Source organism: Streptococcus oralis (genome assembly GCF_026782345.1).
In the GTDB taxonomy this organism is placed as follows: Bacteria; Bacillota; Bacilli; order Lactobacillales; family Streptococcaceae; genus Streptococcus; species Streptococcus oralis_CK.
In genome coordinates this window covers 1,272,048-1,297,881 of record NZ_JAKUWI010000001.1, presented here as the reverse complement: position 1 = coordinate 1,297,881, position 25,834 = coordinate 1,272,048, and the positions used below count along the sequence as shown (strand labels likewise).

The 25,834-nt window shown below is 43.2% G+C and carries 24 protein-coding genes and 1 riboswitch; all 24 genes read left to right on the top strand.

The window, feature by feature from the left end:
- The first annotated feature begins 6 nt into the window (after positions 1-6).
- The 24 genes from uvrA (at position 7) to MK405_RS06255 (ending at position 25,680) form a co-directional block, all read left to right on the top strand.
- Complete coding sequence (uvrA, locus tag MK405_RS06370) at positions 7-2,838, top strand: excinuclease ABC subunit UvrA (RefSeq protein ID WP_268704580.1); 2,832 nt, start codon at positions 7-9, stop codon at positions 2,836-2,838.
- Positions 2,831-3,892, top strand: a complete 1,062-nt coding sequence (locus tag MK405_RS06365; protein WP_268704579.1) for a M24 family metallopeptidase — start codon at positions 2,831-2,833, stop codon at positions 3,890-3,892. The genes uvrA and MK405_RS06365 overlap by 8 nt, the downstream gene beginning before the upstream one ends.
- Before the next feature lie 53 nt (positions 3,893-3,945).
- A riboswitch (M-box (ykoK) riboswitch) is annotated at positions 3,946-4,096 on the top strand.
- 195 nt (positions 4,097-4,291) lie between these two features.
- Positions 4,292-6,952 (top strand): magnesium-translocating P-type ATPase, encoded by a 2,661-nt coding sequence (mgtA, locus tag MK405_RS06360; RefSeq protein ID WP_268704578.1) that lies wholly within the window; start codon positions 4,292-4,294, stop codon positions 6,950-6,952.
- Positions 6,953-7,086: 134 nt separating this feature from the next.
- The gene (gene spx, locus MK405_RS06355) at positions 7,087-7,485 is read left to right on the top strand and encodes a transcriptional regulator Spx (protein ID WP_000591165.1); all 399 of its coding nucleotides are present in this window, start codon (positions 7,087-7,089) and stop codon (positions 7,483-7,485) included.
- Between the two features lie 66 nt (positions 7,486-7,551).
- Complete coding sequence (locus MK405_RS06350; protein WP_007518958.1) at positions 7,552-8,121, top strand: SP0191 family lipoprotein; 570 nt, start codon at positions 7,552-7,554, stop codon at positions 8,119-8,121.
- A gap of 86 nt (positions 8,122-8,207) precedes the next feature.
- A complete protein-coding gene (locus MK405_RS06345) occupies positions 8,208-8,474 on the top strand; it encodes an IreB family regulatory phosphoprotein (RefSeq protein ID WP_000507059.1) in 267 nt (88 codons plus the stop codon).
- 3 nt (positions 8,475-8,477) lie between these two features.
- Positions 8,478-8,897 (top strand): Holliday junction resolvase RuvX, encoded by a 420-nt coding sequence (gene ruvX, locus MK405_RS06340; RefSeq protein WP_002876031.1) that lies wholly within the window; start codon positions 8,478-8,480, stop codon positions 8,895-8,897.
- 15 nt (positions 8,898-8,912) lie between these two features.
- The gene (locus tag MK405_RS06335; RefSeq protein WP_000017624.1) at positions 8,913-9,218 is read left to right on the top strand and encodes a DUF1292 domain-containing protein; all 306 of its coding nucleotides are present in this window, start codon (positions 8,913-8,915) and stop codon (positions 9,216-9,218) included.
- A 306-nt stretch (positions 9,219-9,524) separates the two neighbouring features.
- A complete protein-coding gene (locus MK405_RS06330; RefSeq protein ID WP_268704577.1) occupies positions 9,525-10,775 on the top strand; it encodes a bifunctional folylpolyglutamate synthase/dihydrofolate synthase in 1,251 nt (416 codons plus the stop codon).
- Between the two features lie 87 nt (positions 10,776-10,862).
- Complete coding sequence (locus tag MK405_RS06325) at positions 10,863-11,321, top strand: SP_0198 family lipoprotein (RefSeq protein ID WP_000853139.1); 459 nt, start codon at positions 10,863-10,865, stop codon at positions 11,319-11,321.
- 185 nt (positions 11,322-11,506) lie between these two features.
- A complete protein-coding gene (locus tag MK405_RS06320; RefSeq protein WP_000190430.1) occupies positions 11,507-12,658 on the top strand; it encodes an iron-containing alcohol dehydrogenase in 1,152 nt (383 codons plus the stop codon).
- Between the two features lie 87 nt (positions 12,659-12,745).
- Complete coding sequence (locus MK405_RS06315; protein WP_025169578.1) at positions 12,746-14,014, top strand: glycosyltransferase; 1,269 nt, start codon at positions 12,746-12,748, stop codon at positions 14,012-14,014.
- 3 nt (positions 14,015-14,017) lie between these two features.
- The gene (locus MK405_RS06310) at positions 14,018-14,998 is read left to right on the top strand and encodes an NAD-dependent epimerase/dehydratase family protein (RefSeq protein ID WP_268704576.1); all 981 of its coding nucleotides are present in this window, start codon (positions 14,018-14,020) and stop codon (positions 14,996-14,998) included.
- Positions 14,973-15,788, top strand: coding sequence for an MBL fold metallo-hydrolase (locus MK405_RS06305; protein WP_268704575.1), 816 nt, complete (start codon positions 14,973-14,975; stop codon positions 15,786-15,788). Before MK405_RS06310 ends, MK405_RS06305 begins: the two co-directional genes overlap by 26 nt.
- Positions 15,766-17,028 carry a F390 synthetase-related protein gene (locus MK405_RS06300; RefSeq protein ID WP_268704574.1) on the top strand — a complete coding sequence of 421 codons (1,263 nt, stop codon included), beginning with the start codon at positions 15,766-15,768 and terminating at the stop codon, positions 17,026-17,028. The genes MK405_RS06305 and MK405_RS06300 overlap by 23 nt, the downstream gene beginning before the upstream one ends.
- Before the next feature lie 14 nt (positions 17,029-17,042).
- Complete coding sequence (locus MK405_RS06295) at positions 17,043-17,987, top strand: 3-oxoacyl-[acyl-carrier-protein] synthase III C-terminal domain-containing protein (RefSeq protein WP_268704573.1); 945 nt, start codon at positions 17,043-17,045, stop codon at positions 17,985-17,987.
- 135 nt (positions 17,988-18,122) lie between these two features.
- A complete protein-coding gene (gene cls, locus MK405_RS06290) occupies positions 18,123-19,655 on the top strand; it encodes a cardiolipin synthase (protein ID WP_268704572.1) in 1,533 nt (510 codons plus the stop codon).
- Between the two features lie 73 nt (positions 19,656-19,728).
- The gene (locus tag MK405_RS06285; protein WP_162838152.1) at positions 19,729-19,872 is read left to right on the top strand and encodes a hypothetical protein; all 144 of its coding nucleotides are present in this window, start codon (positions 19,729-19,731) and stop codon (positions 19,870-19,872) included.
- Positions 19,873-19,907: 35 nt separating this feature from the next.
- Entirely contained in the window at positions 19,908-21,425 is a 1,518-nt protein-coding gene (locus MK405_RS06280) for a damage-inducible protein CinA (protein WP_268704571.1), read from the top strand.
- 127 nt (positions 21,426-21,552) lie between these two features.
- Positions 21,553-23,760 carry an anaerobic ribonucleoside-triphosphate reductase gene (gene nrdD, locus MK405_RS06275; protein ID WP_268704570.1) on the top strand — a complete coding sequence of 736 codons (2,208 nt, stop codon included), beginning with the start codon at positions 21,553-21,555 and terminating at the stop codon, positions 23,758-23,760.
- An 11-nt stretch (positions 23,761-23,771) separates the two neighbouring features.
- Positions 23,772-23,918, top strand: a complete 147-nt coding sequence (locus tag MK405_RS06270) for a hypothetical protein (RefSeq protein ID WP_061598879.1) — start codon at positions 23,772-23,774, stop codon at positions 23,916-23,918.
- A 37-nt stretch (positions 23,919-23,955) separates the two neighbouring features.
- The gene (locus MK405_RS06265; RefSeq protein ID WP_096421595.1) at positions 23,956-24,456 is read left to right on the top strand and encodes a GNAT family N-acetyltransferase; all 501 of its coding nucleotides are present in this window, start codon (positions 23,956-23,958) and stop codon (positions 24,454-24,456) included.
- 4 nt (positions 24,457-24,460) lie between these two features.
- Positions 24,461-25,057, top strand: a complete 597-nt coding sequence (nrdG, locus tag MK405_RS06260; RefSeq protein ID WP_268704569.1) for an anaerobic ribonucleoside-triphosphate reductase activating protein — start codon at positions 24,461-24,463, stop codon at positions 25,055-25,057.
- Positions 25,054-25,680 (top strand): uridine kinase family protein, encoded by a 627-nt coding sequence (locus MK405_RS06255; protein ID WP_070837116.1) that lies wholly within the window; start codon positions 25,054-25,056, stop codon positions 25,678-25,680. The genes nrdG and MK405_RS06255 overlap by 4 nt, the downstream gene beginning before the upstream one ends.
- The last annotated feature ends 154 nt before the right edge of the window (positions 25,681-25,834 follow it).

Genomic DNA, 25,834 nt, shown 5'->3' with positions numbered 1-25,834 from the left:
ACAAAGATGCAAGATAAAATTGTGATTCATGGGGCGCGTGCCCATAACTTAAAAAATATTGATGTGGAGATTCCAAGAGACAAGCTGGTTGTTGTGACTGGTTTGTCAGGTTCTGGGAAATCCAGTCTGGCCTTTGATACCCTCTATGCTGAAGGTCAACGTCGCTATGTGGAGAGTCTATCTGCTTATGCCCGTCAATTTTTGGGCAACATGGAAAAACCAGATGTAGATGCCATTGATGGCCTCAGCCCAGCTATTTCCATCGACCAAAAAACGACTAGCAAAAACCCGCGCTCGACCGTTGGAACGACGACTGAAATCAATGATTATTTGCGTCTCCTCTACGCACGTGTGGGGACGCCATACTGTATCAACGGGCATGGGGCTATCAAGGCTTCTTCTGTGGAGCAAATTGTGGATAAGGTTTTGGAATTGCCAGAACGCCAACGTCTGCAAATCTTAGCTCCTGTCATTCGTAAGAAAAAAGGGCAACACAAGAGCGTCATTGAAAAGATTCAGAAAGACGGTTATGTCCGCGTCCGTGTGGATGGGGAAGTTTATGATGTGACCGAAGTGCCAGAGTTGTCGAAGAGCAAGCAACACAATATCGATGTCGTGGTCGACCGTATTGTCATTAAGGAGGGCATTCGTAGCCGTCTCTTTGATTCCATTGAGGCTGCCCTTCGTATCGCAGAAGGTTATGTCATTATCGACACTATGGACGATTCTGAGTTGCTCTTCTCTGAGCATTATGCCTGTCCAGTTTGTGGATTTACTGTTCCAGAGTTAGAGCCTCGTCTCTTCTCTTTCAATGCTCCTTTCGGCTCTTGTAGTGAGTGTGACGGTTTGGGTATCAAGCTAGAAGTGGATACTGATTTGGTAGTGCCAGACGCCAGCAAAACTTTGCGTGAGGGAGCCTTGGCACCTTGGAATCCTATCTCATCTAACTACTATCCAAACATGCTAGAGCAGGCCATGACAGCCTTTGGAGTAGATATGGATAAGCCTTTTGAAGACTTGTCAGAAGAAGATAAGAACTTGATTCTCTACGGATCGGATGGCAAAGAATTTCATTTCCACTATGAAAATGAATTTGGTGGTGTGCGCGATATCGACATTCCTTTTGAGGGAGTTGTCAATAATATCAAACGTCGTTACCATGAGACTAACAGTGATTACACGCGCACCCAGATGCGTCTCTACATGAATGAGCTGACCTGCGGGACTTGTCACGGCTACCGTCTCAATGACCAGGCCTTGTCTGTCCGTGTGGGTGGTGAGCAAGGGCCGCATATCGGTGAAATCTCAGACCTGTCTATCGCAGACCACTTGGCTTTGGTGAGCCAGTTGACTCTGTCTGAAAATGAAGCCATTATCGCCCGTCCCATTCTCAAGGAAATCAAGGATCGCTTGACCTTCCTCAATAACGTAGGTCTTAACTATTTGACTCTGTCACGTTCGGCAGGAACCCTTTCAGGTGGGGAGAGTCAGCGTATTCGCTTGGCGACCCAGATTGGGTCCAACCTATCAGGTGTCCTATATATCCTGGATGAGCCGTCCATCGGTCTTCACCAGAGGGATAATGACCGCTTGATTGCCAGTCTGAAAAAGATGCGTGACTTGGGCAATACTCTTATCGTGGTGGAACATGATGAAGATACCATGCGCGAGGCTGATTATCTGATTGACGTTGGTCCGGGAGCCGGTGTTTTTGGTGGCGAGATTGTTGCTGCAGGAACGCCCAAACAGGTGGCTCGCAACAGCAAGTCTATCACAGGCCAGTATTTGTCAGGGAAACGTGCCATTCCAGTGCCAGCAGAGCGCCGTTCCGGAAATGGTCGCTTTATCGAAGTGACAGGTGCGCGTGAGAACAACTTGCAAAATATCACTGCTCGCTTCCCATTAGGAAAATTCATCGCAGTGACGGGGGTATCAGGTTCAGGGAAATCGACCTTAATCAACAGTATCCTCAAAAAAGCCATTGCCCAGAAGCTCAACCGTAATTCAGACAAACCTGGTAAATTTAAGACGATTACAGGGATTGAGCATGTAGACCGCTTGATCGACATTGACCAGAGCCCTATCGGACGAACGCCGAGGTCCAACCCGGCTACCTATACGGGGGTCTTTGACGATATACGTGACCTTTTTGCCCAGACAAATGAGGCTAAGATTCGTGGTTACAAAAAGGGGCGTTTCAGTTTCAACGTCAAGGGTGGTCGTTGCGAAGCCTGTTCAGGTGACGGGATTATCAAGATCGAGATGCACTTTTTGCCTGATGTTTACGTGGCTTGTGAAGTCTGCCACGGGACTCGCTACAACAGTGAAACCCTAGAAGTCCACTACAAGGAAAAGAATATCTCGCAGGTTTTGAACATGACCGTCAACGATGCTGTGGAATTCTTCCAACACATTCCCAAGATTCAACGCAAACTTCAGACCATCAAGGATGTGGGGCTGGGCTATGTAACGCTAGGGCAACCGGCTACCACCCTTTCTGGAGGAGAAGCACAGCGTATGAAGTTGGCTAGCGAACTCCATAAACGCTCGACAGGAAAATCTTTCTACATTCTGGATGAGCCGACGACAGGGCTTCATACCGAGGATATCGCTCGCTTGCTTAAAGTCTTGGCTCGCTTTGTCGACGATGGCAATACCGTCCTTGTTATCGAGCACAATCTAGATGTTATCAAGACAGCAGACCATATTATTGACCTAGGACCTGAGGGCGGTGTCGGTGGTGGAACCATCATTGCAACAGGAACTCCAGAAGAAGTAGCGGCCAACGAAGCCAGCTACACAGGACACTATTTGAAAGGAAAGTTACATCATGAATAAACGTGTACAAGCATTTCTAGCTAAAATGCAAGAAAAAGAACTAGATGGCATCATTATCAATAACCTTAAAAATGTTTACTATTTGACAGGATTTTGGGGCTCAAATGGAACAGTCTTCATCAGCCGTGACCGCCAAGTCTTAGTGACAGACTCTCGCTATATCATTGCAGCCAAGCAAGAGGTGACAGGTTTTGAGATTGTGGCTGACCGTGATGAATTGGCTGTCATTGCAGGCATTGTTAAGGATATGGGCTTGTCTCGTATCGGTTTTGAGGACGAGATTTCGGTCTCTTATTACCACCGTATGCAGGCGGCCTTTGCAGGGATCGACTTGCTTCCACAGACTCAGTTTGTAGAAGCGCTTCGTATGATTAAGGATGAGAAAGAGATTGCGACTATTCGCAAGGCATGTTCTATCTCAGACCAAGCTTTCCACGATGCACTTGACTTTATCAAACCTGGAAAGACTGAGATCGAAATTGCCAACTTCCTTGACTTCCGCATGCGGGAGCTAGGAGCATTTGGCTTATCCTTTGATACAATCCTAGCAAGCGGTATCAACTCTTCCAAACCCCATGCCCATCCAATGCACAAACCAGTAGAGCTGGGAGAAGCCATCACCATGGACTTCGGCTGTCTCTACGACCACTATGTCAGCGATATGACACGGACCATCTATCTAGGACATGTCAGTGACGAGCAGGCAGAGATTTACAATACTGTCCTGAAAGCCAACCAAGCTCTGATTGACCAAGCCAGGGCAGGTCTAGGTTTCCGTGACTTTGACAAAATCCCTCGTGATATCATTGTGGAAGCAGGCTATGGAGAATACTTTACACATGGTATCGGACACGGTATCGGACTGGACATCCACGAAGAACCCTACTTTAGCCAAACTTCGAAAGAAGTCATTAAATCTGGTATGGTCTTGACTGATGAACCGGGCATTTATATTGAAGGTAAATACGGGGTTCGTATTGAAGATGATATCCTAATTACAGATAACGGTTGTGAGTTATTGACACTTGCTCCAAAAGAATTGATTGTTATCTAAAAAATGAGATAAATCGTTGACTTTTATATTTTAAAGGTTTATACTGATAGACGAAAACGGTAGGTGAGGCTACCATAGGGATACGGATGACTACCGCAAAGCAGTGGAGACACTACTCGTTGGTCAACAGTCCTGGTCGTGAAGGCCAAGACTAAGCTCATTTCATTGCCCTATGGAGTTAAAGCTTGAACGAAAAACAGATAATTAGTTTTTTAATCCTGCCATTTTATGGCAGGATTTTCTACTGTTTTAGAACAGGGAAAGGAGACAGACGATGCAAATTGACGACCACCCAGAACCGCACATACACAGCCAATCGCTGATTTGTGTCGTTCTGCCCTTATAAAGTGATTGGTCTCTGTGTATGAAACACATCATTCATACAGATAGGAGAAACCAATGAAAACTACAAAAGAAAGATTAGCAGCAGCTATTCATACACCTTTAAACGAAACTCTATCTTTTTACAAGACAAGTCTAACAGGCTTAACTGAGGAACAGATAGAAAAGAATCGTGATTTATATGGTGAAAACACCATCACCAAGGGTCAGGAAGACAGTATCCTCAAAAAAATTTACGAATCTATTATCAATCCATTTACAATCATCTTGCTGGTCATTGCAATGATTTCCATGGTGACCAATGTCTGGTTGGCGAAGCCTGGGCAAGAAGATCCGACGACCTCTATCATCATCGTTGTCCTAGTCCTCATTTCTGGTGGCATTCGATTTGTCCAAGAACTGCGAAGCGACAAAGCTGCGACCAATCTTTCAAAAATGATTGTGAACACAGCCACAGTTATCCGCGAAGGCCAGAGTTTCGAGGTCGCGATTGAGGATTTAGTCGTTGGAGATATGGTCAAGTTGAGTGCTGGGGATATGATTCCAGCAGACCTCCTTTTAATTGAATCACGTGATTTCTTTGTTCAACAGTCTGGTTTGACGGGCGAAAGTGATTCGGTTGAAAAATTGGCTTTGTCAAAAATGAGTCAGTCAAATTTTGATAGTCTGCTAGAAGCAGAAGCGCTCGCTTTCATGGGAACCAACGTAATATCAGGAAGCGCCAAGGCTTTGATTCTAGCGGTCGGTGATGACACCATGATGGGGGAAATAGAGCAGACTCTCAATACTTATGACGAGCCCACCTCTTTCGAACGGGATATGAACAGTATCTCCTGGCTTTTAATCCGTTTGATGTTGGTCATGGTTCCCATCGTATTTCTTTCCAATGGTTTGACGGATGGAGATTGGTTAGAAGCTGGCGTATTTGCTTTGAGCGTAGGAGTTGGGCTTACACCTGAGATGCTTCCCATGATCATCACGGCCAGTCTAGCAAAAGGCTCTATTATCATGGCCAAAGAAAAAGTCGTCATTAAAAAACTCAATGCCATACAAGATCTAGGTGCTATTGATATCCTGTGTACGGATAAAACGGGAACCCTCACCCAAGACGAAATTGTCCTTGAATATCCTTTGGATATACATGGGGCTTTGGATTTATCTGTGTTGAGACGAGCCTACCTCAATTCCTATTTTCAAACCGGTTTGAAAAACTTGATGGACCGTGCTATTATCAGTAGAACTGAAAAAGAAGCTAAAGAACACGCTATTCTACAAAATTTGGATACTAGCTTTCAAAAAATAGATGAATTGCCCTTTGATTTTGAACGCAGACGGATGAGTGTCATCGTCAAGGATGAGAATGAAGCTGTTAGTTTGGTAACCAAGGGTGCCCTAGAGGAGATGCTTGCGATTTCAACCCATGTGGAATATCAAGGTCAGATTAGCCCTCTGACGGATGATATCCGAGTGGAAATCTTAAAAGAAGTGGACCAACTCAATCAACAGGGCTTACGAGTCTTGGGAGTCGCCTATAAAACAGGCTTAAAGGAAGGTTTTGCTTACTCTGTTGAAGATGAAAAGGAGATGATTCTAACAGGATATCTTGCCTTCCTAGATCCACCAAAACCATCTGCAGCCCCTGCTATCCAAGCTTTATTAGAGTATGGTGTTCAAACCAAGATCTTGACTGGGGATAATGAGAAGGTAACCCAAGCAGTATGCGAAAAAGTTGGTTTAGACGTTGATCAAATCTTGTTGGGTTCTGATATTGATGCCATGACGGACGAAGAGTTGTCCCAAGCAGTTGAGAAGGTGACGGTCTTTGCCAAACTCTCTCCGGATCAAAAAGCACGAATCATTTTACAAATTAAATCTAATGGACACTGTGTCGGCTATATGGGAGATGGGATCAATGATGCCCCTTCTATGAAAGTAGCAGATGTGGGGATTTCTGTTGATACAGCAGTAGATATTGCCAAAGAAACGGCTGATGTCATTTTGCTGGATAAGGATTTGATGGTGCTTGAAAAAGGCCTGGTTGAAGGACGCAAAGTCTATGCCAATATGACCAAATATATCAAGATGACGGTCAGCTCTAATTTCGGGAATATTCTTTCACTCTTAGTGTCTGGTATCTTTTTACCTTTCCTCCCTATGGCTCCGATTCACTTGATTGTCTTAAACCTAGTCTATGACCTTTCTTGCATCGCCTTGCCATTTGATAATGTGGATGAAGACTTTTTGAAGCATCCTCATAAGTGGGAAGCCAAGTCCATTACTCGCTTTATGATTTGGATGGGTCCGATTTCTTCTGCCTTTGATATTTTGACTTTTATCTTGCTCTATTTTGTCATTGTCCCAATGACGACAGGTCATGCTTATGTTCACGGAGCAGAGTCTGCAACGGGCTTTATCATCCTGTTCCAGACAGGTTGGTTCATTGAATCCATGTGGTCCCAAACCATGGTCATCCATATGCTTCGTTCAGCAAAACTCCCTTTCTTACAAAGCCGTCCGTCATGGTTGGTTCTTGGGACAACCTTGCTAGCAGCTAGTTTTGTGACCTTCCTTCCCTATTCTGCAATTGCTAACCTCCTTCGTTTAACCCCTTTGAAACCAATTTATTTCCTCTTTTTGCTTTTGATAATTATTCTTTATATGATAAGTGTTACAATTGTGAAACGAATCTATATCAAAGAATTTAGAAGTTGGTTATAAATTAAATTTGTCAAGAAAAAAGTACGAAAATCGCGAAAAAAGTTAAATTTTTTTAAAAATAGGTCGCAAGTCGGATGCTTTTTATGGTATAATAGACTAAACTGATAGTAACATGTAGCGAAAGGGGTAGGTACATGATCAAAATTTATACAGTCTCAAGTTGTACTAGCTGTAAAAAAGCGAAAACCTGGCTCAATGCCCACCAGTTAAGTTATAAAGAACAAAATCTCGGTAAAGAAGGAATTACAAGAGAAGAGTTATTAGATATTCTCACGAAAACAGATAATGGAATTGCCAGTATCGTTTCGTCAAAAAACCGCTACGCTAAGGCACTTGGAGTTGACATCGAGGATTTGAGTGTCAATGAAGTGCTCAACTTAATCATGGAAACACCACGGATCTTAAAGAGTCCGATTCTCGTTGACGAGAAGCGCCTGCAAGTCGGCTATAAAGAAGATGATATCCGTGCCTTCTTGCCACGCTCTGTCCGTAATGTAGAAAATGCAGAAGCACGTCTACGTGCAGCTCTATAAAACATCAAGGCTGGGAGTGACTCCTGGCCTTGTTTGCTCTTTTGTTTTAAAATCATGTGAGGAATTATGAAAAAGTTACTAATTGCTAGTTTTGCTCTCCTCTTTTTGCTTGCGGGATGTGGGCAAAAAAAGGAAACCCCTGCTGCTTCTACAACAGCATCTGACCCCATCCAATCAAACCTTCCCGTTTTGGACAATGCCGAAAAGAATACGGTTGTTACCAAGACCTTATTGATGCCGAAGTCAGAAAATGGAACGCAGCAGATTCAGACTATTACCTATAAAGGTAATCAATTTTTGACCTTGACCATTCAGCAAAAACGACCTGTCGGGGATGAACTCAAGAACTTTATCTCTGAAAATGGCCTAGAGGAGACGCAAAAAGCGCTTCAAGAAGCTGAAGAGAAGGATGAGACCATCCAAGAGGCACGCAAACTAGCAGGATTTACACTGGAAACCAAGCTACTCAGCGAGACCGAAATCCAGACAACAACGACTTATGATTTTCAAGTATTGGATGTCAAAAAGGCATCTCAGATCGAATATTTAAAAAATATAGGTCTTGAAAATCTCTTAAAAAACGAACCTAGCCAATATATTGCAGACAGAGTGGCAAATGGGGCGACAGAACAATAGAAAATCCAAATTAATAGACTGACTTATTTGTAGAACGTCAGGGAATGTGCTATAATAGTACTATTCTAAGGAAAGAGGGTGTTAGAATGGGATTTACTGAAGAAACTGTACGGTTTAAATTGGATGATTCCAATAAGAAAGAAATTAGCGAAACATTGACAGATGTTTATGCTTCTTTGAATGACAAGGGCTACAATCCGATTAACCAGATCGTCGGTTATGTATTGAGTGGAGACCCTGCCTACGTTCCTCGTTACAACAATGCACGAAATCAAATCCGTAAGTATGAGCGCGATGAAATTGTTGAAGAACTGGTACGCTACTACCTTAAAGGACAAGGAGTCGATCTATAATCTATGAGAATTATGGGATTGGACGTCGGTTCAAAAACAGTAGGGGTGGCGATTAGCGACCCACTAGGCTTCACTGCTCAAGGACTTGAAATCATCCAGATTAATGAGGATCAGGGCCAGTTTGGTTTTGACCGTATCAAGGAATTGGTTGACAGCTATAAGGTAGAACGCTTTGTAGTAGGTTTGCCAAAGAACATGAACAATACCAGCGGTCCGCGAGTAGAAGCCAGTCAAGCCTATGGTGCCAAGCTAGAAGAACTCTTTGGTTTGCCAGTAGACTATCAGGATGAGCGTTTGACAACGGTCGCTGCGGAACGTATGTTGATTGAACAAGCAGATATCAGCCGTAACAAACGCAAGAAAGTTATTGATAAGTTGGCTGCTCAGCTGATTTTGCAAAATTATTTAGATAGAAAATTTTAAGACAGAGGAGAAACTATGTCACACGATCACAACCATGACCACGAAGAACGTGAATTGATTACACTAGTAGATGAGCAAGGAAATGAAACCTTGTTTGAAATTCTTTTGACCATTGACGGAAAAGAAGAATTTGGTAAAAACTATGTTCTTCTAGTGCCAGTTAACGCAGAAGAAGATGAAAATGGTGAAGTTGAAATCCAAGCTTACTCATTCATCGAAAATGAAGACGGAACAGAAGGCGAATTGCAACCAATCCCAGAAGACTCAGAAGACGAATGGAACATGATTGAAGAAGTCTTCAACAGCTTTATGGAGGAGTAAAAACATCCGGTGGATGTTTTTAGCCCTGCGCCAGAAATTAGAAACGCAGGAACGTTCGGGGAACGTTTTTACCCCAGTTCCTTGAAATAAGAGAGAACTGGTAAGTCTGGGAGACTGTATCAGCCCAACTCCTGAAAATTAGAAGAGTTGGAACATCCAGTGGACGTTTTTAGCTCACGTTGAAATTCATAGTAGCTAGAGATTAGCTAACCAGGTAAGAGGTCGGGATTTTGTCCCGACCTCGCTTTTTATTTGTAATCATACTTTGATGCAGTAGTTGATTGTACTTTTGTTAAGGAGACATGTATGTTTGAAGTAGAAGAATGGCTTCATAGTCGGATTGGTTTAAACTTTAGATCTGGTCTTGGACGAATGCAGCGAGCTGTGGATTTGCTGGAGAATCCTGAGAGGACTTATCCTATTATCCACGTAACAGGGACTAACGGTAAGGGGTCAACTATTGCCTTTATGAGGGAGTTGTTTGTAGCTCATGGAAAAAAAGTTGGCACCTTTACCTCTCCTCATATCATCAGTATCCATGATCGAATCTGTATCAATGGACAACCGATCGCAGAGGAAGACTTTATCCGTATAGCTAACCAAGTCAAGGAGATGGAGAAAACTCTTTTGGAAACACATGACCAATTGTCTTTCTTTGAGTTGTTGACCCTGATTGCCTTGCTTTACTTTAAAGAGCAGGGAGTGGATCTAGTCCTGCTAGAGGTGGGGATTGGTGGTTTGCTTGATACCACTAATGTCGTAACAGGAGAGATTGCAGTTATTACTTCGATTGGTCTAGATCATCAGGAGACCTTAGGCGATAGTCTGGAGGAAATAGCCGAGCAGAAAGCTGGTATTTTCAAGGCTGGCAGGAAGGCGGTCATTGCTAGGCTCGCTCCAGAAGCTGAGCTTGTCTGTCAAAAAAGAGCAAGAGAGTTAGACGTAGACCTTTATCAAGCTGGGCGAGACTTCACCTTGAATGCGGGGGATTTTTCAAGTAGCCTAGCAAGTTTTTCACAGCTTGAAATCGGTTTGGAAGGTGTTTATCAGCAAGAAAATGCCGCCTTGGCTTTAGAAACTTTTCTTCTGTTTATGGCATCAAGAGGTGAAAGGGTCGAAGAAGAGTTTGTCAGACGGGCTTTGAAGGAGACACATTGGGCAGGTCGATTGGAACGGATTCGTCCGCAAATCTACCTAGATGGGGCTCACAATCTGCCAGCCTTGACTCGTCTAGTAGAGTTTATCCAGGGGAAAATCCAGCAAGGATACCAGGCTCATGTCCTTTTTGGCGCTCTTAAGCGCAAGGATTACCAAGGGATGTTAGCCTATCTAACAGAGCAGTTGCCTCAGGTGGAACTTAAGGTAACAGGCTTTGACTACCAAGGATCTCTAGAAGAAAGCGATGTTTCTGGTTATAAACTGGTTGACTCTTATCGCGATTTTATCAGCGAATTTGAAGAAAATGCCAACAATCAGGACTTGCTTTTTGTGACGGGCTCTCTCTATTTTATCTCGGAAGTACGAGCGGGTTTGGTGGGAGATCATGAGATTAGTTGACCTTCTAGACTTAAGTTGCTATACTGGGGATAGGAAAACTCGAAAACGATTTCAGAAATACACTAGCACAAAAGAAAGGAAGTCGCTATGAAAACGAAAACATTCACACTTTCTATTGCTTCTTTAGCAATTCTTAGTCTTTTAGTAGCTTGTGGACCTAAGGAACAAGCATCTACCCAGCCATCTGCTCAACAATCATCTACTCAACAAGAATCATCTTCTAGTGCGGCTACCAGTGCTAGTCAACCACAGGCGTCCTCAAGCCAGGACACTACTGCGGCAGCTCAACCGACTAATATTGATGGTACCTATACTGGAAAAGATGAGAACGACCAGATCACTCTTGTTGTAACAGGCAAAACTGGTACATGGACTGAGGTCGAAGCAGATGGAGATAAGGAAATTAAGCAAGTCACCTTTGAGCCAGAAAATCAACGTGTCATTATCGGAGATGATGTTAAAATTTACGCGGTTAATGGTAATCAAATGATTATCGATGACATGGACCGAGAGGCAGCTGACCGAGTAGTCTTAACGAAGCAATAATGATTAAGTAAAAGTTCCAATGAGATGAAAGATATCTTTTTGGAGCTTTTTTTCTTGGAAAAGTAGCTGGCCGTTCTTTACTAACTTTTTATTTAAAACGCTTACAAATATTTGTAAAACTTCTTATAAGGTCGTATACTTATGGTAAATAATCAAATAGCGCAGAGGCGCAGGAGGAAAAGCATATGGCTACATTTTACGTTCCATCAGTTAACCTTATTGGTAAAGGTGTTGTAAATGAAGTAGGTCCGTATATCAAGGAACTGGGGTATAAGAAGGCCCTTTTGGTGACAGACAAGTTCATCGAGGGCAGCGATATTTTACCTAAGGTTCTAAAACCACTAGATGCTGAAGGGATCGAATATGTGATCTTTAGCGATGTGGAGCCAAATCCGACTTGCAAGAACGTCACAGACGGAGTGGCTGCCCTGAAAGAGCATGGATGTGACTTCATCATCAGTCTTGGAGGAGGATCTCCTCAGGATGCGGCTAGCTGTATCTCTATCATCGCTACAAATGGTGGAAAACCACAGGACTATGAGGGTCTCCACAAGTCTGCTGAAAAAGGGTTGCCAGTGGTTGCGATCAATACAACAGCTGGAACTTCTGCAGAAATTACGATTAACTATGTCATTACTGACGAAGAACGCAAGGTCAAGATGGTAATGGTTGATAAGAACAGCCTCGCCCTCATCTCTGTCAATGATCCAGAACTTATGCTTTCAAAACCGAAAGGATTGACAGCGGCGACAGGTATGGATGCTCTTACTCACGCTGTTGAAGCCTTGGTAACTCCAGGTGCTTATAATGTGACTAAGAAACTCTCTATCGGAGCTATTGAACTCATCAAGGAGTATCTTCCTCGTGCTGTGGCAAATGGCCAAGATATTGAAGCGCGTGAGGCGATGGTCAATGCCATCTTCCTCGGTGGTATGAGCTTTAACAATGCTGGTTTGGGATATGTTCATTCTATGGCTCACCAACTCGGTGCGGTATATAACTTGCCACATGGTGTCTGCTGTGCCATGCTTCTTCCAGTTGTAGAGCGTGAAAATGCCAAGCGTGTACCAGAAGCTTTTCGCAATGTGGCCAAGGCCTTGGGACTCCATGTTGAAGGGAAAACAGACCAAGAATGTGCTGACTATGCTATTGCTGAAATTGAGAAACTGTCTGAAACAGTAGGTATTCCGAAGAAACTAACTGAACTCGGTATCCAAGAAAAAGACTTTGACTTTGACTACCTTTCTAAGAATGCTTTGATCGATGCCTGTGCACCTGGAAATCCATTTATGCCAACCTTAGAAGAAACTATTGCACTATACAAAGAACTCTTCTGATTCATAAAGTGAAAAAGAAGCTAAATAATGCTGGAAAGAACTATCATTTTGGTAGTTCTTTTTTTAAAAATTTGCTATCCTAGACATATGAGAAAAATCAAAATTGATGTGGTTGTAGTGCCCTTAAGTGGGCATCTATTCCCGACCCTGAATTTACTCGCACCCTTGTTGAAGGATCCCTTGTATGAGATTCGATTATTTACAGGACCGCAACGAAAAGCTGTCGCAGAGGAGATGGGCTTCCGGGTGATTCCCATTTTAGAAAATTGTGTAGATGAGTTTGAGCGTGTAGCCAACAATGAAGGGCAGTTAAACCTTATTTCTGCTTATCGACAGTTGTCAGCTAGTCTTGATTTGATCAATGTGGTTTCAGATCAATTAGTGCAAGAGTGGCAGGAAAATAGACCGGATATTGTGATTGCGGACTTTATAACCCTCTCTGGAGGACTTGTAGCGGAACAGTTGAATATTCCCTGGATTACCACAATGGCGACACAGTTTGCCATTGAAACGACAGATGGACCGCCTTGTTTCTTTGGAGGAATGGGCAGTCCAAAAACATCTTTCCAATCTGGTCTGCAATGGCTAGGAAGAAAAGGGACTCGTTTAGGGAAACGAATCGTAAGCTTTTTATTGAGAGAACGATTGAAACGTTACGATTTTAGGCTCTACAATAAGAAAGGTCAGGAAACCATCTATTCGCCCTATTCCATCTTGGGAATTGGGATGAAAGAGTTGGAGCTGAAAAGTGGTTTTCCAGAGCACTACCTTTGGGTGGGACCTTTTGGGTCTTCGATTGAGAGGGCAGAAAATTATCCCCTCGATTTGTCTCCTTATGCAGATTATAAGAAGGTCCTTGTCTCCTGTGGCACTCAGCTAGCATGGGCCAAAGACAATCTCCTCTATCAGACACAACAATTGGCAGAAGCACATCCAGATTGCCACTTCTTTGTGACTCTGGGGTTTGGCGGACAAGACTTCCAATGTGAAGAGCTCATGGACAATGTTTCTGTGGTATCTTATCTTCCCTATAAGGAATACATTCCCCAGATGGACTATGTGATTCATCATGGCGGTGCGGGCATTTTTTACCAATGTATCATCTATGGCAAGCCTGCCTTGATTCTCCCCCATGACTATGATCAGTATGACTATGCGGTTCGTGGCTTAGAGGCAGGGATTGCCCTGACTGCTAAACGAGAGGATACAGAAGCGATTGGACGCGCTTTTGATGAGTTGTTGGATAGAGATGATTGGTCAGACTTGAACAAACTCAGTCGCGCAGCTCAAATCTATCAGCCAACAGAGATTCTGAAGAGCGAAATACATCGACTCTTAGGGGACAAGGAGAAGTAAAAAATGAAGAAAGTATTGGTAACAGGTGCTACGGGCTTTCTAGGTAAGTATGTTGTTGAAGAGCTCAGTCAGTCGAGCTATCAGGTACGCGCTTTTGGACGCAATCGCAAGATGGGTCAGTCTTTAGAAACTTCTACTGTGGCATTTTTTCAGGGAGATTTGACCAAACAAGAGGACTTAGCTCAGGCTTGTCAAGAGATGGACATGGTTGTGCATGCGGGTGCTCTTTCTACCGTTTGGGGACCTTGGGAGGACTTCTACCAGACAAATGTCTTGGGAACCAAGTATGTTCTGGATGCTTGTCGGGAGGCGGGGATTCAGCGTTTGGTTTATGTATCATCGCCGAGCATCTATGCTGCTCCTCGAGATCAGCTAGCTATCAAAGAAAGCGATGCACCTCAGGAAAATAATCTGAACAACTACATTCGTAGTAAGCTGGCTTCGGAGAAGCTGTTTAAGGATTATCCCGATGTTCCGAGCATTATCTTACGACCTCGTGGGCTTTTTGGGATTGGGGATACCAGTATTTTGCCCCGAGTTCTCAAACTCAGTCAGAAGATTGGTATTCCCTTGATAGGGGACGGTCGTCAGCTCATGGATATGACCTGTGTGGAAAATGTCGCTCTGGCAATTCGCTTGGCTCTAGAGGCTCCTCAAGCTAGTGGCGAAGTCTATAATATTACCAATGGGGAACCAAGAGCCTTTAAGGATTTGATAGAAGAAACCCTGAGAGGACTGGGCTATCCGATAACATACAGAAAAGTGCCAGCTCCTCTTATTTCAGTTATTGCCAGTAGTTTAGAGTTTCTTTATAAGACCTTGAAACTTAAAGGTGAGCCGGCTCTGACACGCTATACCTATTATTTGCTGCGGTATAGCCAGACGCTGGACATCAGCAAGGCGGAGCTAGACTTGGGGTATCGCCCTCAAATCAGTATTTCGGAAGGGATTGAACAATATGTCCAAGATTATCGAAAGTATTGATTATTTCCCTGCCGGATATTGTACTAGTTATGCGGGTTTGCTATTTAAAGGAGTCAAGAATAAAAAGATGACCTTCCCAGCTGGCGTCTTTCTGATTAAGCACAGAGACAAGGGCTATCTACTATATGATACGGGTTATCACTATAACATTAAGACGAAGCTACGCTATGGTTTTTACCGTCTAGGAACTCCTGTTCAGATGACGGAAAAGGATCAGATTTCATACTTATTGAAGGCAAAAGGAATTAGACCAGAAGAGATTACTTATGTCATGTTGTCTCATCTCCATCCAGACCATTTAGGAGGGGCAAGTTTTTTCCCGAACGCTCAATTTATCCTGACTCAAGAGGTTTTTGAAGTTTACCAGAAACCCAAGTTGAAAGACCTGATTTTCAAGGAATTTCTACCAGCTTCTTTTGAAAAAAATCTAACCATTATCAGAGCTGACCAGCAACACCCGGCATTTCCCTATCGTCTGATTTGTGATCTTTTTGGAGATGGTAGTATCCTAGTAGCCTCTATTGATGGGCATGCTAGGGGGCAAGCCTGTCTGTACCTTCCAGACTTTGATCTCCTCATTGCAGCAGATCTTTGTTGGGGAATAGACCTCCTGCCTTACACCAAGCAGATGCACCTGATTCCTTCCTTGGTTCAGGACAATAAGGCAGACTATATCAAGGGGACAGAGTTTCTGGAGGGAGTCTTAAAGGCCGGTATTGAGGTGCTTGTTAGTCATGACCCTGTGGAAAGGATAGAGCGTATCATATATGAAAAAAATAACCTTTCTTAAAACCTTTATTGAAACTCGTTGGCTTCATAACTTCAAATCTCGAGAAGCTGTAGAGAACTATCAGAAAAAGCAATTAGCTAACTATATGAACTTTTTAAAGCGAGAGTCGCCCTACTTTAAAAATGGGGTTCCTAGCGACTTTGACCATATGGATAAGGCTTTTATGATGGAACATTTCAATGAGCTCAACACCCAAGGAGTGGATCGTGATGAAGCCTTATCCTTAGCTATTGAAAGTGAGAAAACCCGTGATTTCAGTGAACTTAAAGGCGAAGTAGCAGTCGGTCTGTCTTCAGGGACATCTGGACATCGGGGCCTCTTTATCACAACAGAGAAAGAGCGAAGTATGTGGGCAGCGGCTATCTTAGCCAAGATGTTGCCAAAGGGTCAGCTTTTTGGACATCGTATCGCCTTTTTCCTAAGAGCTGATAATGAACTCTATCAGACCATCAATACGGCCCTCATTCGTTTAGAGTATTTTGATATTTTCAAACATACAGATGAGCATATCGAGCGTCTCAATAGCTACCAACCGACGATTATTGTGGCGCCAGCCTCTATGTTGATTGAATTGAGCAAGCGTCTCAAGGCTGGACAGTTAGCCATCCATCCACAAAAAATCGTTTCGGTGGCAGAAATCTTAGAAGATAGTGATAGGGAACGGATCGCTGAAGCCTTTTCTCTATCCATTATTGACCAAGTTTATCAGGCGACTGAAGGTTTCTTAGCCTGCACTTGCCCAGCTGGTAATCTACATCTCAACGAAGACATTATCTTTGTGGAAAAGCGGTATCTGGATGACCGACGTTTCTATCCAGTGATTACGGACTTTAAACGAAGCAGTCAGCCTGTTTATCGCTACCAGCTCAATGATATCTTGGTTGAAAATCCGGAGCCTTGTCCCTGTGGCTCCTGCTATACACGGATTGACAAGGTCGAAGGACGCTCTGACGACATCTTCTATTTTGAAGGACTGGATGGGGGACAGGTAACGATCTATCCAGACTTTATCAGGCGCTGCATCCTTTTTGTGGAGAATGTAGGAGATTACCAAGTCAAGCAACATTCCGAGAAGTTAGTGGAAGTTTGCCTAAGCCAACGAGATGAGGACGTAGAGACAGCGATTTTAGCACAGTTCCAACTCTTGGCCCAGCAAAAAGAGTTCATAGTTCCTCAAATCCAATTTTCAGATTATCACTGGGATACTAGCCGTAAACTCAAACGTATCCAACGTTTATGAAAGGAAAAAAGACAATGACAGAAGTAAAAAGACATGTAGAAATCGCAGGTTATGGTGTTTGCCTTCCCAAGCATACCGTCCAATTCAAAGATCAGACCCGTTATCGTGTAGTTGAAAATGAAGAAACGCAACTCGACTTGGCAGAAGGAGCTATCCAGCGCGCACTTGAACATGCAAATTTGGATATTAAAGATATCGATTGCCTTGTATCAGCTAGTGCAGTTGGAGTTCAGCCTATTCCTTGTACGGCAGCCTTGATTCATGAGCGCGTGGCAAAAGGACTCTCTATTCCAGCTATGGATATCAATACGACCTGTACCAGCTTTATTTCTGCCCTATCGACCATGTCCCACTTGATTGAGGCGGGCGAATACAATCGTGTTCTGATCGTGTCTAGTGAGGTTGGTAGTTTAGGGCTCAATCCCAAGCAAAAAGAAAGTTTTGAACTCTTTAGTGATGGGGCGGCAGCCTTTATTTTCCAAAAAAGCCATCAGGAAAAAGGGGTCATTGCTAGTCTCCAACGTACTTGGTCAGAAGGAGCTCACGATACGGAAATTCGTGGAGGTCTGACTTCTTTTCAACCAAAAGAGTACTCTGAAGCGACTAAGACCAACTATATGTTTGATATGAAGGGAAAGAAAATCCTCCTCTTGTCTGCTCGTAAAATCCCAGTCATGTTTGAAGAGTTTCAAGAAAAAACACAGCTAGCCTTGGCAGACGTGGACTATATCATTCCTCACCAAGCAAGTCGTGCTCTTCCTTTGGTCATGGAAAAACTAGGTGTGGCCGAGGATCGGTACCTCAATCTCGTCACTGACTATGGAAATATGGTATCAGTCTCTGTACCGTTTGGCTTGGCTTATTCTTTGGACCATGGACTTATCAAAGAGGGAGATGTCGTCTACCTTATGGGGACTGCAGCTGGTATGACGGTCAATATGTTGGCTCTGAAATTGTAACAATCATCTAAACACGGAACGGCTGGAACTTTAGAAAAGGTAAAAGGTTGCCATCCACCCCTGAACTGAGGTATACTAGTAGAAAGATTAGTTTATCAAGCAGTTAAGGAGAATGTTAGAAAAGGAAGGGGATGTATGACAGCTAGAAAAATGCAGCTACTCATGTCCAAATATGGTTTCAGTGTTACCATCATGTTGGCAGAGTTGTTTATCGTCTTTGGTTTATTTCTCTATCTAGGGCAAATGGCTCCAATTGTCTGGATTATCCTAGTCGTTTTAGTGAGTTTAGCGACCATTGTATCGATTGTCAATCGGTCTATGAATCCTGAGAGTAAGGTAACATGGCTGTTAGTAGCCTTTGTGCCAGTATTTGGCCCCTTACTCTATATCATGTTTGGAGAACGCCGTTTATCTAAAAAAGAAATGAAGCAGCTAAAGCAGCTCCAATCAATGGTTGATAGAGAGGACAATAGCAGAGCTCTCCGTTTGGAGTTAAAAGAGCAGGATAAGTCGGCTTATGGGGTTATCAAATCGCTCCTCAGCATGGACACGAATGCAGATGTCTATAATCGAACAGATACCCATTTTTTCCCTTCAGGGGAAAGCATGTGGCGCCAGATGCTAGAGGACCTCAAGAAAGCGGAGAAGTTTATCTTTCTCGAATACTATATCATCGAAGAAGGTTTGATGTGGAATAGTATTTTGAAAATTTTGGAAGAAAAGGCGGCTCAAGGGGTAGAAGTGAAGCTCCTTTATGATGATATTGGTTGTATGGCAACCTTGCCTGGAGATTATACCATTCACCTTCGCAGTCGAGGGATTGAAGCCCATAAATTTAATAAGGTGATTCCGCGCTTAACCGTTGCCTATAACAACCGTGACCACCGTAAAATCATGATTATCGATGGTCAAATTGCCTATACAGGTGGTGTCAATCTGGCAGATGAGTATATCAACCATATCGAACGCTTTGGTTATTGGAAGGATAGCGGTATTCGCCTGGATGGATCGGCGGTTAAGGCTTTTACTAGACTCTTTTTGTCAACCTGGTATATCAACCGTGGGGAAATTAGCGACTTTGACCAATACCATCTCGAAAATCAACCCAAAGATGGGATGGGGCTCTGTATTCCCTATAGTAGTGGACCAAAACCCATCTACCGAGCTCAAGTTGGAAAAACGGTCTATCAAAACCTTATCAATCAATCCACAGACTATGTTTATATCACGACTCCCTATCTGATCGCTGACTATGATCTAACTGAAAGTATCAAAAATGCGGCTCTGAGAGGGGTAGATGTGCGAATTGTGACGCCTTGTATCCCAGATAAGAAGGTTATTCAGTTAGTTACTCGAGGAGCCTACCCAGACTTGTTATCTGCGGGGGTTCGTATTTATGAGTACAGTCCGGGATTCCTTCATAGCAAGCAAATGCTTGTCGATGGAGAGGCAGCTACTGTGGGAACCATCAATTTTGACTATCGGAGTTTGCTTCACCACTATGAAAATGCCGTCTTGCTTTATAGGACGCAGTCCATCATCGATATTGAAAGGGACTTCGAAGGGATTTTTAAAGTTTCTCAAGAAATTTATCCCCACACCATCAAAACAAGCTGGTATCAAAGCCTGATCAAGGAAATTGTCCAGTTGTTTGCGCCTATGCTCTAACTATCCATCAAGATCTAGCCCAAGGCTAGATCTTTTTTGTCTTCTTACGAATAGATAAGTAAAGGAGAAAACCATGCTTAATCTAGAAGATGATGATTTTATCAGAGAGTATAGAAATAGTCTATTTCACCGTTTTCGTGAAATCGAACGCTTTGCGCTATTGGATAAGAAATTCAGCAAATATCAATCCCAAGCTGACATTCCTGTAAGATTTTGATATACTAAAACAGATAAACTTAGAGGAGAAATTGAATGAATGTATACGGGAAAATAGATGAGAAACAAGAAAAATCTCATTACCAAGACTGGTCCGTTCCAGAAAAGCGAGAAGGAGCTCCGATTCCCTTTTTTAGTATCTTGCTTTGGAGTTTAGTGGCTACAGCTATTTCTGTGGTTATCCCCCTTATTTTTGGTTTAGTAAGCCCGCAACAAACTCAGGATCTTTATACTGGTTGGGCCTTGCATCAAAATGGTCAAATGTATACCGATTATTTTGGGACGGAGGGATTGCTCTATTACCTGCTTGCCTATCTTTCACAAGGCAGTATTCTGATTGCTTTGGTTGAGTGGTTGGCCTTGTTTGGAGCAGGTGTTTTTCTTTTTAAATCTGCGGATACTCTTACAGGCCGTGTAGAAGAAGCCAAGCAGCTTGTGTTTGTGTTTAATTTGTTGGTAGCAGGTCTCGCTTTTGGTGGTGGCTATGCTCTCTTGCTAGCCTTGCCTTTCTTATTTTATTCACTTAGCATTGTTACGAACTATCTAGCTTATCCAAACGATGACAAAGGATTTTTACGTGTTGGTATGAGCCTTGCACTTGCTTTCTTCCTTTCGCCAATCCCAACAGCCTTATTTGCAGCTACACTAGCCTTGGGAATTATCGGTTTTAACTTAGGCAAAGGTCACTTTGTTCATGGCTTATATCAATTCTTTGCGTCAGCCTTAGGGTTCTCACTCTTATTCTATCCTTTGGGCTACTATACAGTATTAACAGGTAGTTTTGGGGATGCCATTAGCCAGACCTTGTATCCAGTAAATACTCTTAGCCTCTTTTCAAATGCACATTTGCTTGAAAATGCAGCCTTCTACGGCTTACTTGCCATTGGGCTAGGTTCCCTTACTTTGCTCTTTTCTGGTTTGTTCCAGTCAAAACCAGCTAAGCAGTATTCCCTATCAATTGCTGCTAGTTTGGGCTTATTGCTTTCTTTGGGGCACTTGATTTTCTCAAAAGAACCTGTCAACGGTACTCATCTCGTTGCTCTCCTTCCTTTCTTGACTTTGCTCCTTCTGACAGGGATCAAAGAAAATGTTTCTGATGGAGGCAGTCCTCGTAGAAGAAGACGTGAGAAAAAAGCCTCTTTCCTCAAAGGAAATTTCTATCTACCACTGATTGCCCTTGTCTACCTCATTGTTCTCCCTATCGCGAGTCGCTACCTTTCGCACCCGGTGACTTATCAGGAGAGAGAGCGACTTGCTAGCGTAGTCAAACAACAAACAAGTTCTGAAGATCGTGTCTATGCATGGGATAATCGTCCAGATTTCTATCGTACAAGCGAACGCTTGGCACCGACCTCTCTAGCTACACCAACACTTTATACTGCAAGCGATGAAAATAAAACCAAACTGATGAATGACCTGAAAGAGAATGAACCGAAGATGATTGTGGTCAATCAAAAAGTTGCCTTGTGGTCAGATGTAGAGAGCTGGCTCAGTGAAAAATATGAGCTCGTTCAGACAGATACTAGCGAGTTTAAGCTTTATAAATTCAAATAACAAAATCAATATCTTGTGGAATTTTAAAAATTTTAGTATTTTTAACACAAGATATTGATTTTTATTTTTAGAGTGGTATAATACTGAATATAAACTATTTAACAATATTTTAGAAAAGAGCATGGATATGATTGTATTAGAAGAAAAGCTTGCAACCGTTCCCACCTTGTTCGTTGAAAAACGAGATGGTAGACGTGTAGTATTTGATGTAGACAAGATTGACAAGGCTCTCCACAAGGCGGCAGAAAAAGTTATGGACGTTACGCCTCTAGTAGAAAAACGCCTAAATGGTCTAGTTGAAAGAATCGTTACCGAAATTCACAGTCGTTTCCCTAAAGGTGTGAAGATTTATGAGATTCAGAATATCGTAGAACATGAACTTCTTGAAGCCAAAGAATATGCCTTGGCTGAAGAGTATATCACCTATCGGACACAGAGGGATTTTGAGCGCTCAAAAGCGACAGATATCAACTTTAGCATTCATAAACTTCTCAATAAAGATCAAGCGGTTGTCAATGAAAATGCCAATAAAGACAGCGATGTCTTTAATACTCAACGTGATTTGACAGCAGGGATTGTGGGGAAATCAATCGGATTGCAAATGCTTCCTAAGCACGTAGCCAATGCTCACCAGAAAGGGGATATCCACTATCATGACTTGGACTACAGCCCCTACACTCCGATGACTAACTGCTGTTTGATTGATTTTAAAGGGATGTTGGAAAATGGTTTTAAGATTGGGAATGCAGAGGTAGAGAGTCCCAAGTCTATCCAGACTGCGACAGCTCAGATTTCACAAATCATCGCCAACGTTGCTTCTAGCCAATACGGGGGCTGTTCAGCTGACCGTATTGATGAAGTCTTGGCACCTTATGCAGAGAAGAATTACCAAAAGCACCTCAAAGATGCGGAAGAATGGGTCTTGCCTGAAAAACGGGATGATTATGCTTGGAAGAAAACCCAAAAAGATATCTATGATGCCATGCAATCTCTTGAGTATGAAATCAACACCCTCTTCACTTCAAATGGACAAACACCTTTTACTTCGCTCGGTTTTGGTCTAGGAACTAGTCGTTTTGAACGGGAAATTCAAAAAGCTATCTTGACCATTCGTATCAAGGGTCTTGGCTCAGAACACCGCACAGCCATCTTCCCTAAACTCATCTTTACGCTTAAAAGAGGCCTTAACTTGGAAGAAGGGACTCCAAACTATGACATCAAACAGTTGGCCCTCGAGTGTGCAACCAAACGGATGTACCCGGATGTCTTATCCTATGATAAGATTATCGAGTTGACTGGTTCTTTCAAGGTACCTATGGGCTGCCGTTCTTTCCTTCAAGGATGGAAGGATGAAAATGGCGTAGAAGTCAATTCTGGTCGGATGAATCTAGGTGTTGTGACGGTCAACCTTCCTCGCATTGCCCTTGAGTCTGAGGGCGACATGAATAAGTTCTGGGAAATCTTCAACGAGCGGATGAATATCGCAGAAGATGCTCTAGTTTACCGTGTTGAACGGACCAAGGAAGCAACACCAGCAAACGCCCCTATTCTCTATCAGTACGGGGCCTTCGGACGCCGTCTTAGAAAAGACGAGAGCGTTGATCAGCTCTTTAAGAATCGTCGTGCGACAGTTTCATTGGGCTATATCGGTTTGTACGAGGTAGCGACAGTCTTCTTTGGCAATAGCTGGGAAAGCAATCCAGAAGCCAAGGAATTCACACTGGATATCATTCGCGATATGAAACGTCGGGTGGAAGAGTGGTCTGACCAATATGGCTACCATTTCTCTATCTACTCGACACCGTCTGAAAGTCTAACAGATCGCTTCTGTCGCTTGGATACAGAAAAGTTCGGTTCTATTCCTGATATTACAGACAAGGAATACTACACCAACTCGTTCCACTATGATGTTCGTAAAAATCCAACGCCGTTTGAAAAATTGGACTTTGAGAAGGCTTATCCAGAAGCAGGTGCAACAGGTGGTTTCATCCACTACTGTGAGTATCCAGTTCTCCAACAAAATCCAAAAGCCTTGGAAGCTGTCTGGGACTACGCCTATAATCGTGTAGGCTATCTAGGGACCAATACTCCGATTGATCATTGTTATAAGTGTGACTTTGAAGGGGATTTTGAACCGACAGAGAGGGGCTTTGCTTGTCCAAACTGTGGGAATAGCGACCCTAAAACAGTAGATGTAGTCAAACGAACTTGTGGCTATCTAGGTAACCCTCAGGCTCGTCCGATGGTCAATGGGCGCCATAAGGAAATCGCTGCGCGTGTGAAACATATGAATGGTTCAACCATTAAGACACCTGGACATAAAGTAACAAACTAGAAAGAGACGGAATGGGGAAATACCAATTGGATGATAAGGGACGCGCTCAAGTGACTCGTTATCATGAAAAACATTCTAAAGGTGGGACGGGCAAAAAAGAACGCTTGCTCAATCTTAGAGAACAGTTTTTAAACAAGAACAAGAAAAAAGAAAAGTGAGAGTCAGCTCTCGCTTTTCTCTTAATTGGAGGTGAAAATGATACTACGCAGGCCAACATTGGCAGATAAAGAAACAGTTTTAGAGATGATGGCAGAGTTTGAACAGACTCAATCAGCCCACGATGGTGGGTTTTGGAACGCCAACAATTTTGTTTATGAAGAGTGGCTAGAAGATAATCTTCAAGCGGAAGCGGGACTCAATATTCCTGAAAACTGGGTTCCTGCTATCCAGCTGGTTAGTTTTGACGTAGCAGGCCAGGCTCTTGGCTTTCTCAACCTTCGTCTCCGATTAAATGACTACTTACTAGAAAATGGGGGCCATATTGGCTACTCCATTCGTCCATCTGAAAGAGGCAAAGGTTATGCGAAAGAATCACTCAGACAAGGCCTGCAAGTTGCCAAGGAAAAGAACATCAAAAAAGCGCTTGTGACCTGTAGTGCGGAAAACCCAGCTAGTAGAGCGGTGATTGTGGCAAATGATGGGGCGTTTGAGGGTGTTCGCAATGGCGTAGAACGTTACTGGATAGATTTGGAGTAGAAGGATGACATGGAATACACCAAAACCAGGTGAATGGAAAAGTGAGGAACTTAGTAAAGGGCGAATCATTGACTACAAGGCCTTTAACTTTGTGGATGGAGAAGGCGTGCGCAACTCCCTCTATGTCGCAGGCTGTATGTTCCACTGCGAGGGGTGCTATAATGTTGCGACTTGGTCTTTCAACGCAGGCATTCCCTATACGCCAGAGTTAGAAGAACAGATCATGGAAGACCTTGCCCAGCCCTATGTTCAAGGCTTGACCTTGCTAGGAGGAGAGCCCTTTCTTAATACGGGCATTCTCTTACCACTCGTTAAACGCATTCGAAAGGAATTGCCAGACAAAGACATCTGGTCATGGACCGGCTACACTTGGGAGGAAATGATGCTGGAGACTCCAGATAAACTGGAACTCTTATCATTGATTGACATCCTTGTCGATGGACGGTATGACAAAAGCAAGCGCAATCTTATGCTCCAGTTTCGAGGGTCTTCTAATCAACGAATTATTGATGTGCAAAAATCCCTCAAAAGAGGGCAAGTGGTGATTTGGGACAAGCTTAATGACGGAAAAGAAAGCTATGAACAGGTGAAGAGAGAATGAAGAAAAAAGACCTGATAGAACAACTGGTTTCAGAGATCGAAACGGGAAGAATTAGGACGCTGGGGATATACGGTCATGGGGCTTCAGGCAAGTCAACCTTCGCACAGGAATTATATCAAACCCTAGATTCTACTACAGTAAATTTGCTAGAAACAGATCCCTATATCACTTCAGAACGTCATCTGGTAGTACCAAAGCAAGCGCCAGATCAAAAGGTGACAGCTTGTCTCCCAGTGGCGCATGAACTGGCAAGTTTACAGAGAGATATTCTCGCCTTGCAGGCAGGTATGGATGTCTTGACAATCGATGAACCATGGAAGGCTAGTGAAATCTTGTCTGGAGCCAAGCCGCTTCTTATTGTTGAAGGGATGTCTGTGGGCTTTCTACCCAAGGAACTCTTTGACAAAACCATCTGTTTCTACACGGATGAAGAAACAGAGTTAAAGAGGCGCCTAGCTCGAGATACGACTATGAGAAATCGCGATGCTTCCTTTATACTAGCTAGCCATCAGATGAGACGAGAGCAGTATCTGCGTTACTATAGAGAAACCGAGTCTAAAGCGGACATTTTAGTAGATCAATCAGAAGATAAACTCAAGGTCAAAATGACACACATTATATAGAAGAAAAGGTAGTTTTTTATAGATATAAATCCGTAATTTTGGAAAGATAAAAAGAGAAAACAGTTTCATCCTAAAAAAACGAAAAAAACCTAACAAATCCCTTGCAATCGCAGGGGCTTTGTGTTATTCTATTATGGTGCTGTAAATTACAGCC

Bases quoted from the DNA above. Each gene is read 5' to 3' on its own strand.
- uvrA (WP_268704580.1), top strand. From the start codon at position 7: ATGCAAGATAAAATTGTGATTCATGGGGCGCGTGCCCATAACTTAAAA.
- MK405_RS06365 (WP_268704579.1), top strand. From the start codon at position 2,831: ATGAATAAACGTGTACAAGCATTTCTAGCTAAAATGCAAGAAAAAGAA.
- mgtA (WP_268704578.1), top strand. From the start codon at position 4,292: ATGAAAACTACAAAAGAAAGATTAGCAGCAGCTATTCATACACCTTTA.
- spx (WP_000591165.1), top strand. From the start codon at position 7,087: ATGATCAAAATTTATACAGTCTCAAGTTGTACTAGCTGTAAAAAAGCG.
- MK405_RS06350 (WP_007518958.1), top strand. From the start codon at position 7,552: ATGAAAAAGTTACTAATTGCTAGTTTTGCTCTCCTCTTTTTGCTTGCG.
- MK405_RS06345 (WP_000507059.1), top strand. From the start codon at position 8,208: ATGGGATTTACTGAAGAAACTGTACGGTTTAAATTGGATGATTCCAAT.
- ruvX (WP_002876031.1), top strand. From the start codon at position 8,478: ATGAGAATTATGGGATTGGACGTCGGTTCAAAAACAGTAGGGGTGGCG.
- MK405_RS06335 (WP_000017624.1), top strand. From the start codon at position 8,913: ATGTCACACGATCACAACCATGACCACGAAGAACGTGAATTGATTACA.
- MK405_RS06330 (WP_268704577.1), top strand. From the start codon at position 9,525: ATGTTTGAAGTAGAAGAATGGCTTCATAGTCGGATTGGTTTAAACTTT.
- MK405_RS06325 (WP_000853139.1), top strand. From the start codon at position 10,863: ATGAAAACGAAAACATTCACACTTTCTATTGCTTCTTTAGCAATTCTT.
- MK405_RS06320 (WP_000190430.1), top strand. From the start codon at position 11,507: ATGGCTACATTTTACGTTCCATCAGTTAACCTTATTGGTAAAGGTGTT.
- MK405_RS06315 (WP_025169578.1), top strand. From the start codon at position 12,746: ATGAGAAAAATCAAAATTGATGTGGTTGTAGTGCCCTTAAGTGGGCAT.
- MK405_RS06310 (WP_268704576.1), top strand. From the start codon at position 14,018: ATGAAGAAAGTATTGGTAACAGGTGCTACGGGCTTTCTAGGTAAGTAT.
- MK405_RS06305 (WP_268704575.1), top strand. From the start codon at position 14,973: ATGTCCAAGATTATCGAAAGTATTGATTATTTCCCTGCCGGATATTGT.
- MK405_RS06300 (WP_268704574.1), top strand. From the start codon at position 15,766: ATGAAAAAAATAACCTTTCTTAAAACCTTTATTGAAACTCGTTGGCTT.
- MK405_RS06295 (WP_268704573.1), top strand. From the start codon at position 17,043: ATGACAGAAGTAAAAAGACATGTAGAAATCGCAGGTTATGGTGTTTGC.
- cls (WP_268704572.1), top strand. From the start codon at position 18,123: ATGACAGCTAGAAAAATGCAGCTACTCATGTCCAAATATGGTTTCAGT.
- MK405_RS06285 (WP_162838152.1), top strand. From the start codon at position 19,729: ATGCTTAATCTAGAAGATGATGATTTTATCAGAGAGTATAGAAATAGT.
- MK405_RS06280 (WP_268704571.1), top strand. From the start codon at position 19,908: ATGAATGTATACGGGAAAATAGATGAGAAACAAGAAAAATCTCATTAC.
- nrdD (WP_268704570.1), top strand. From the start codon at position 21,553: ATGATTGTATTAGAAGAAAAGCTTGCAACCGTTCCCACCTTGTTCGTT.
- MK405_RS06270 (WP_061598879.1), top strand. From the start codon at position 23,772: ATGGGGAAATACCAATTGGATGATAAGGGACGCGCTCAAGTGACTCGT.
- MK405_RS06265 (WP_096421595.1), top strand. From the start codon at position 23,956: ATGATACTACGCAGGCCAACATTGGCAGATAAAGAAACAGTTTTAGAG.
- nrdG (WP_268704569.1), top strand. From the start codon at position 24,461: ATGACATGGAATACACCAAAACCAGGTGAATGGAAAAGTGAGGAACTT.
- MK405_RS06255 (WP_070837116.1), top strand. From the start codon at position 25,054: ATGAAGAAAAAAGACCTGATAGAACAACTGGTTTCAGAGATCGAAACG.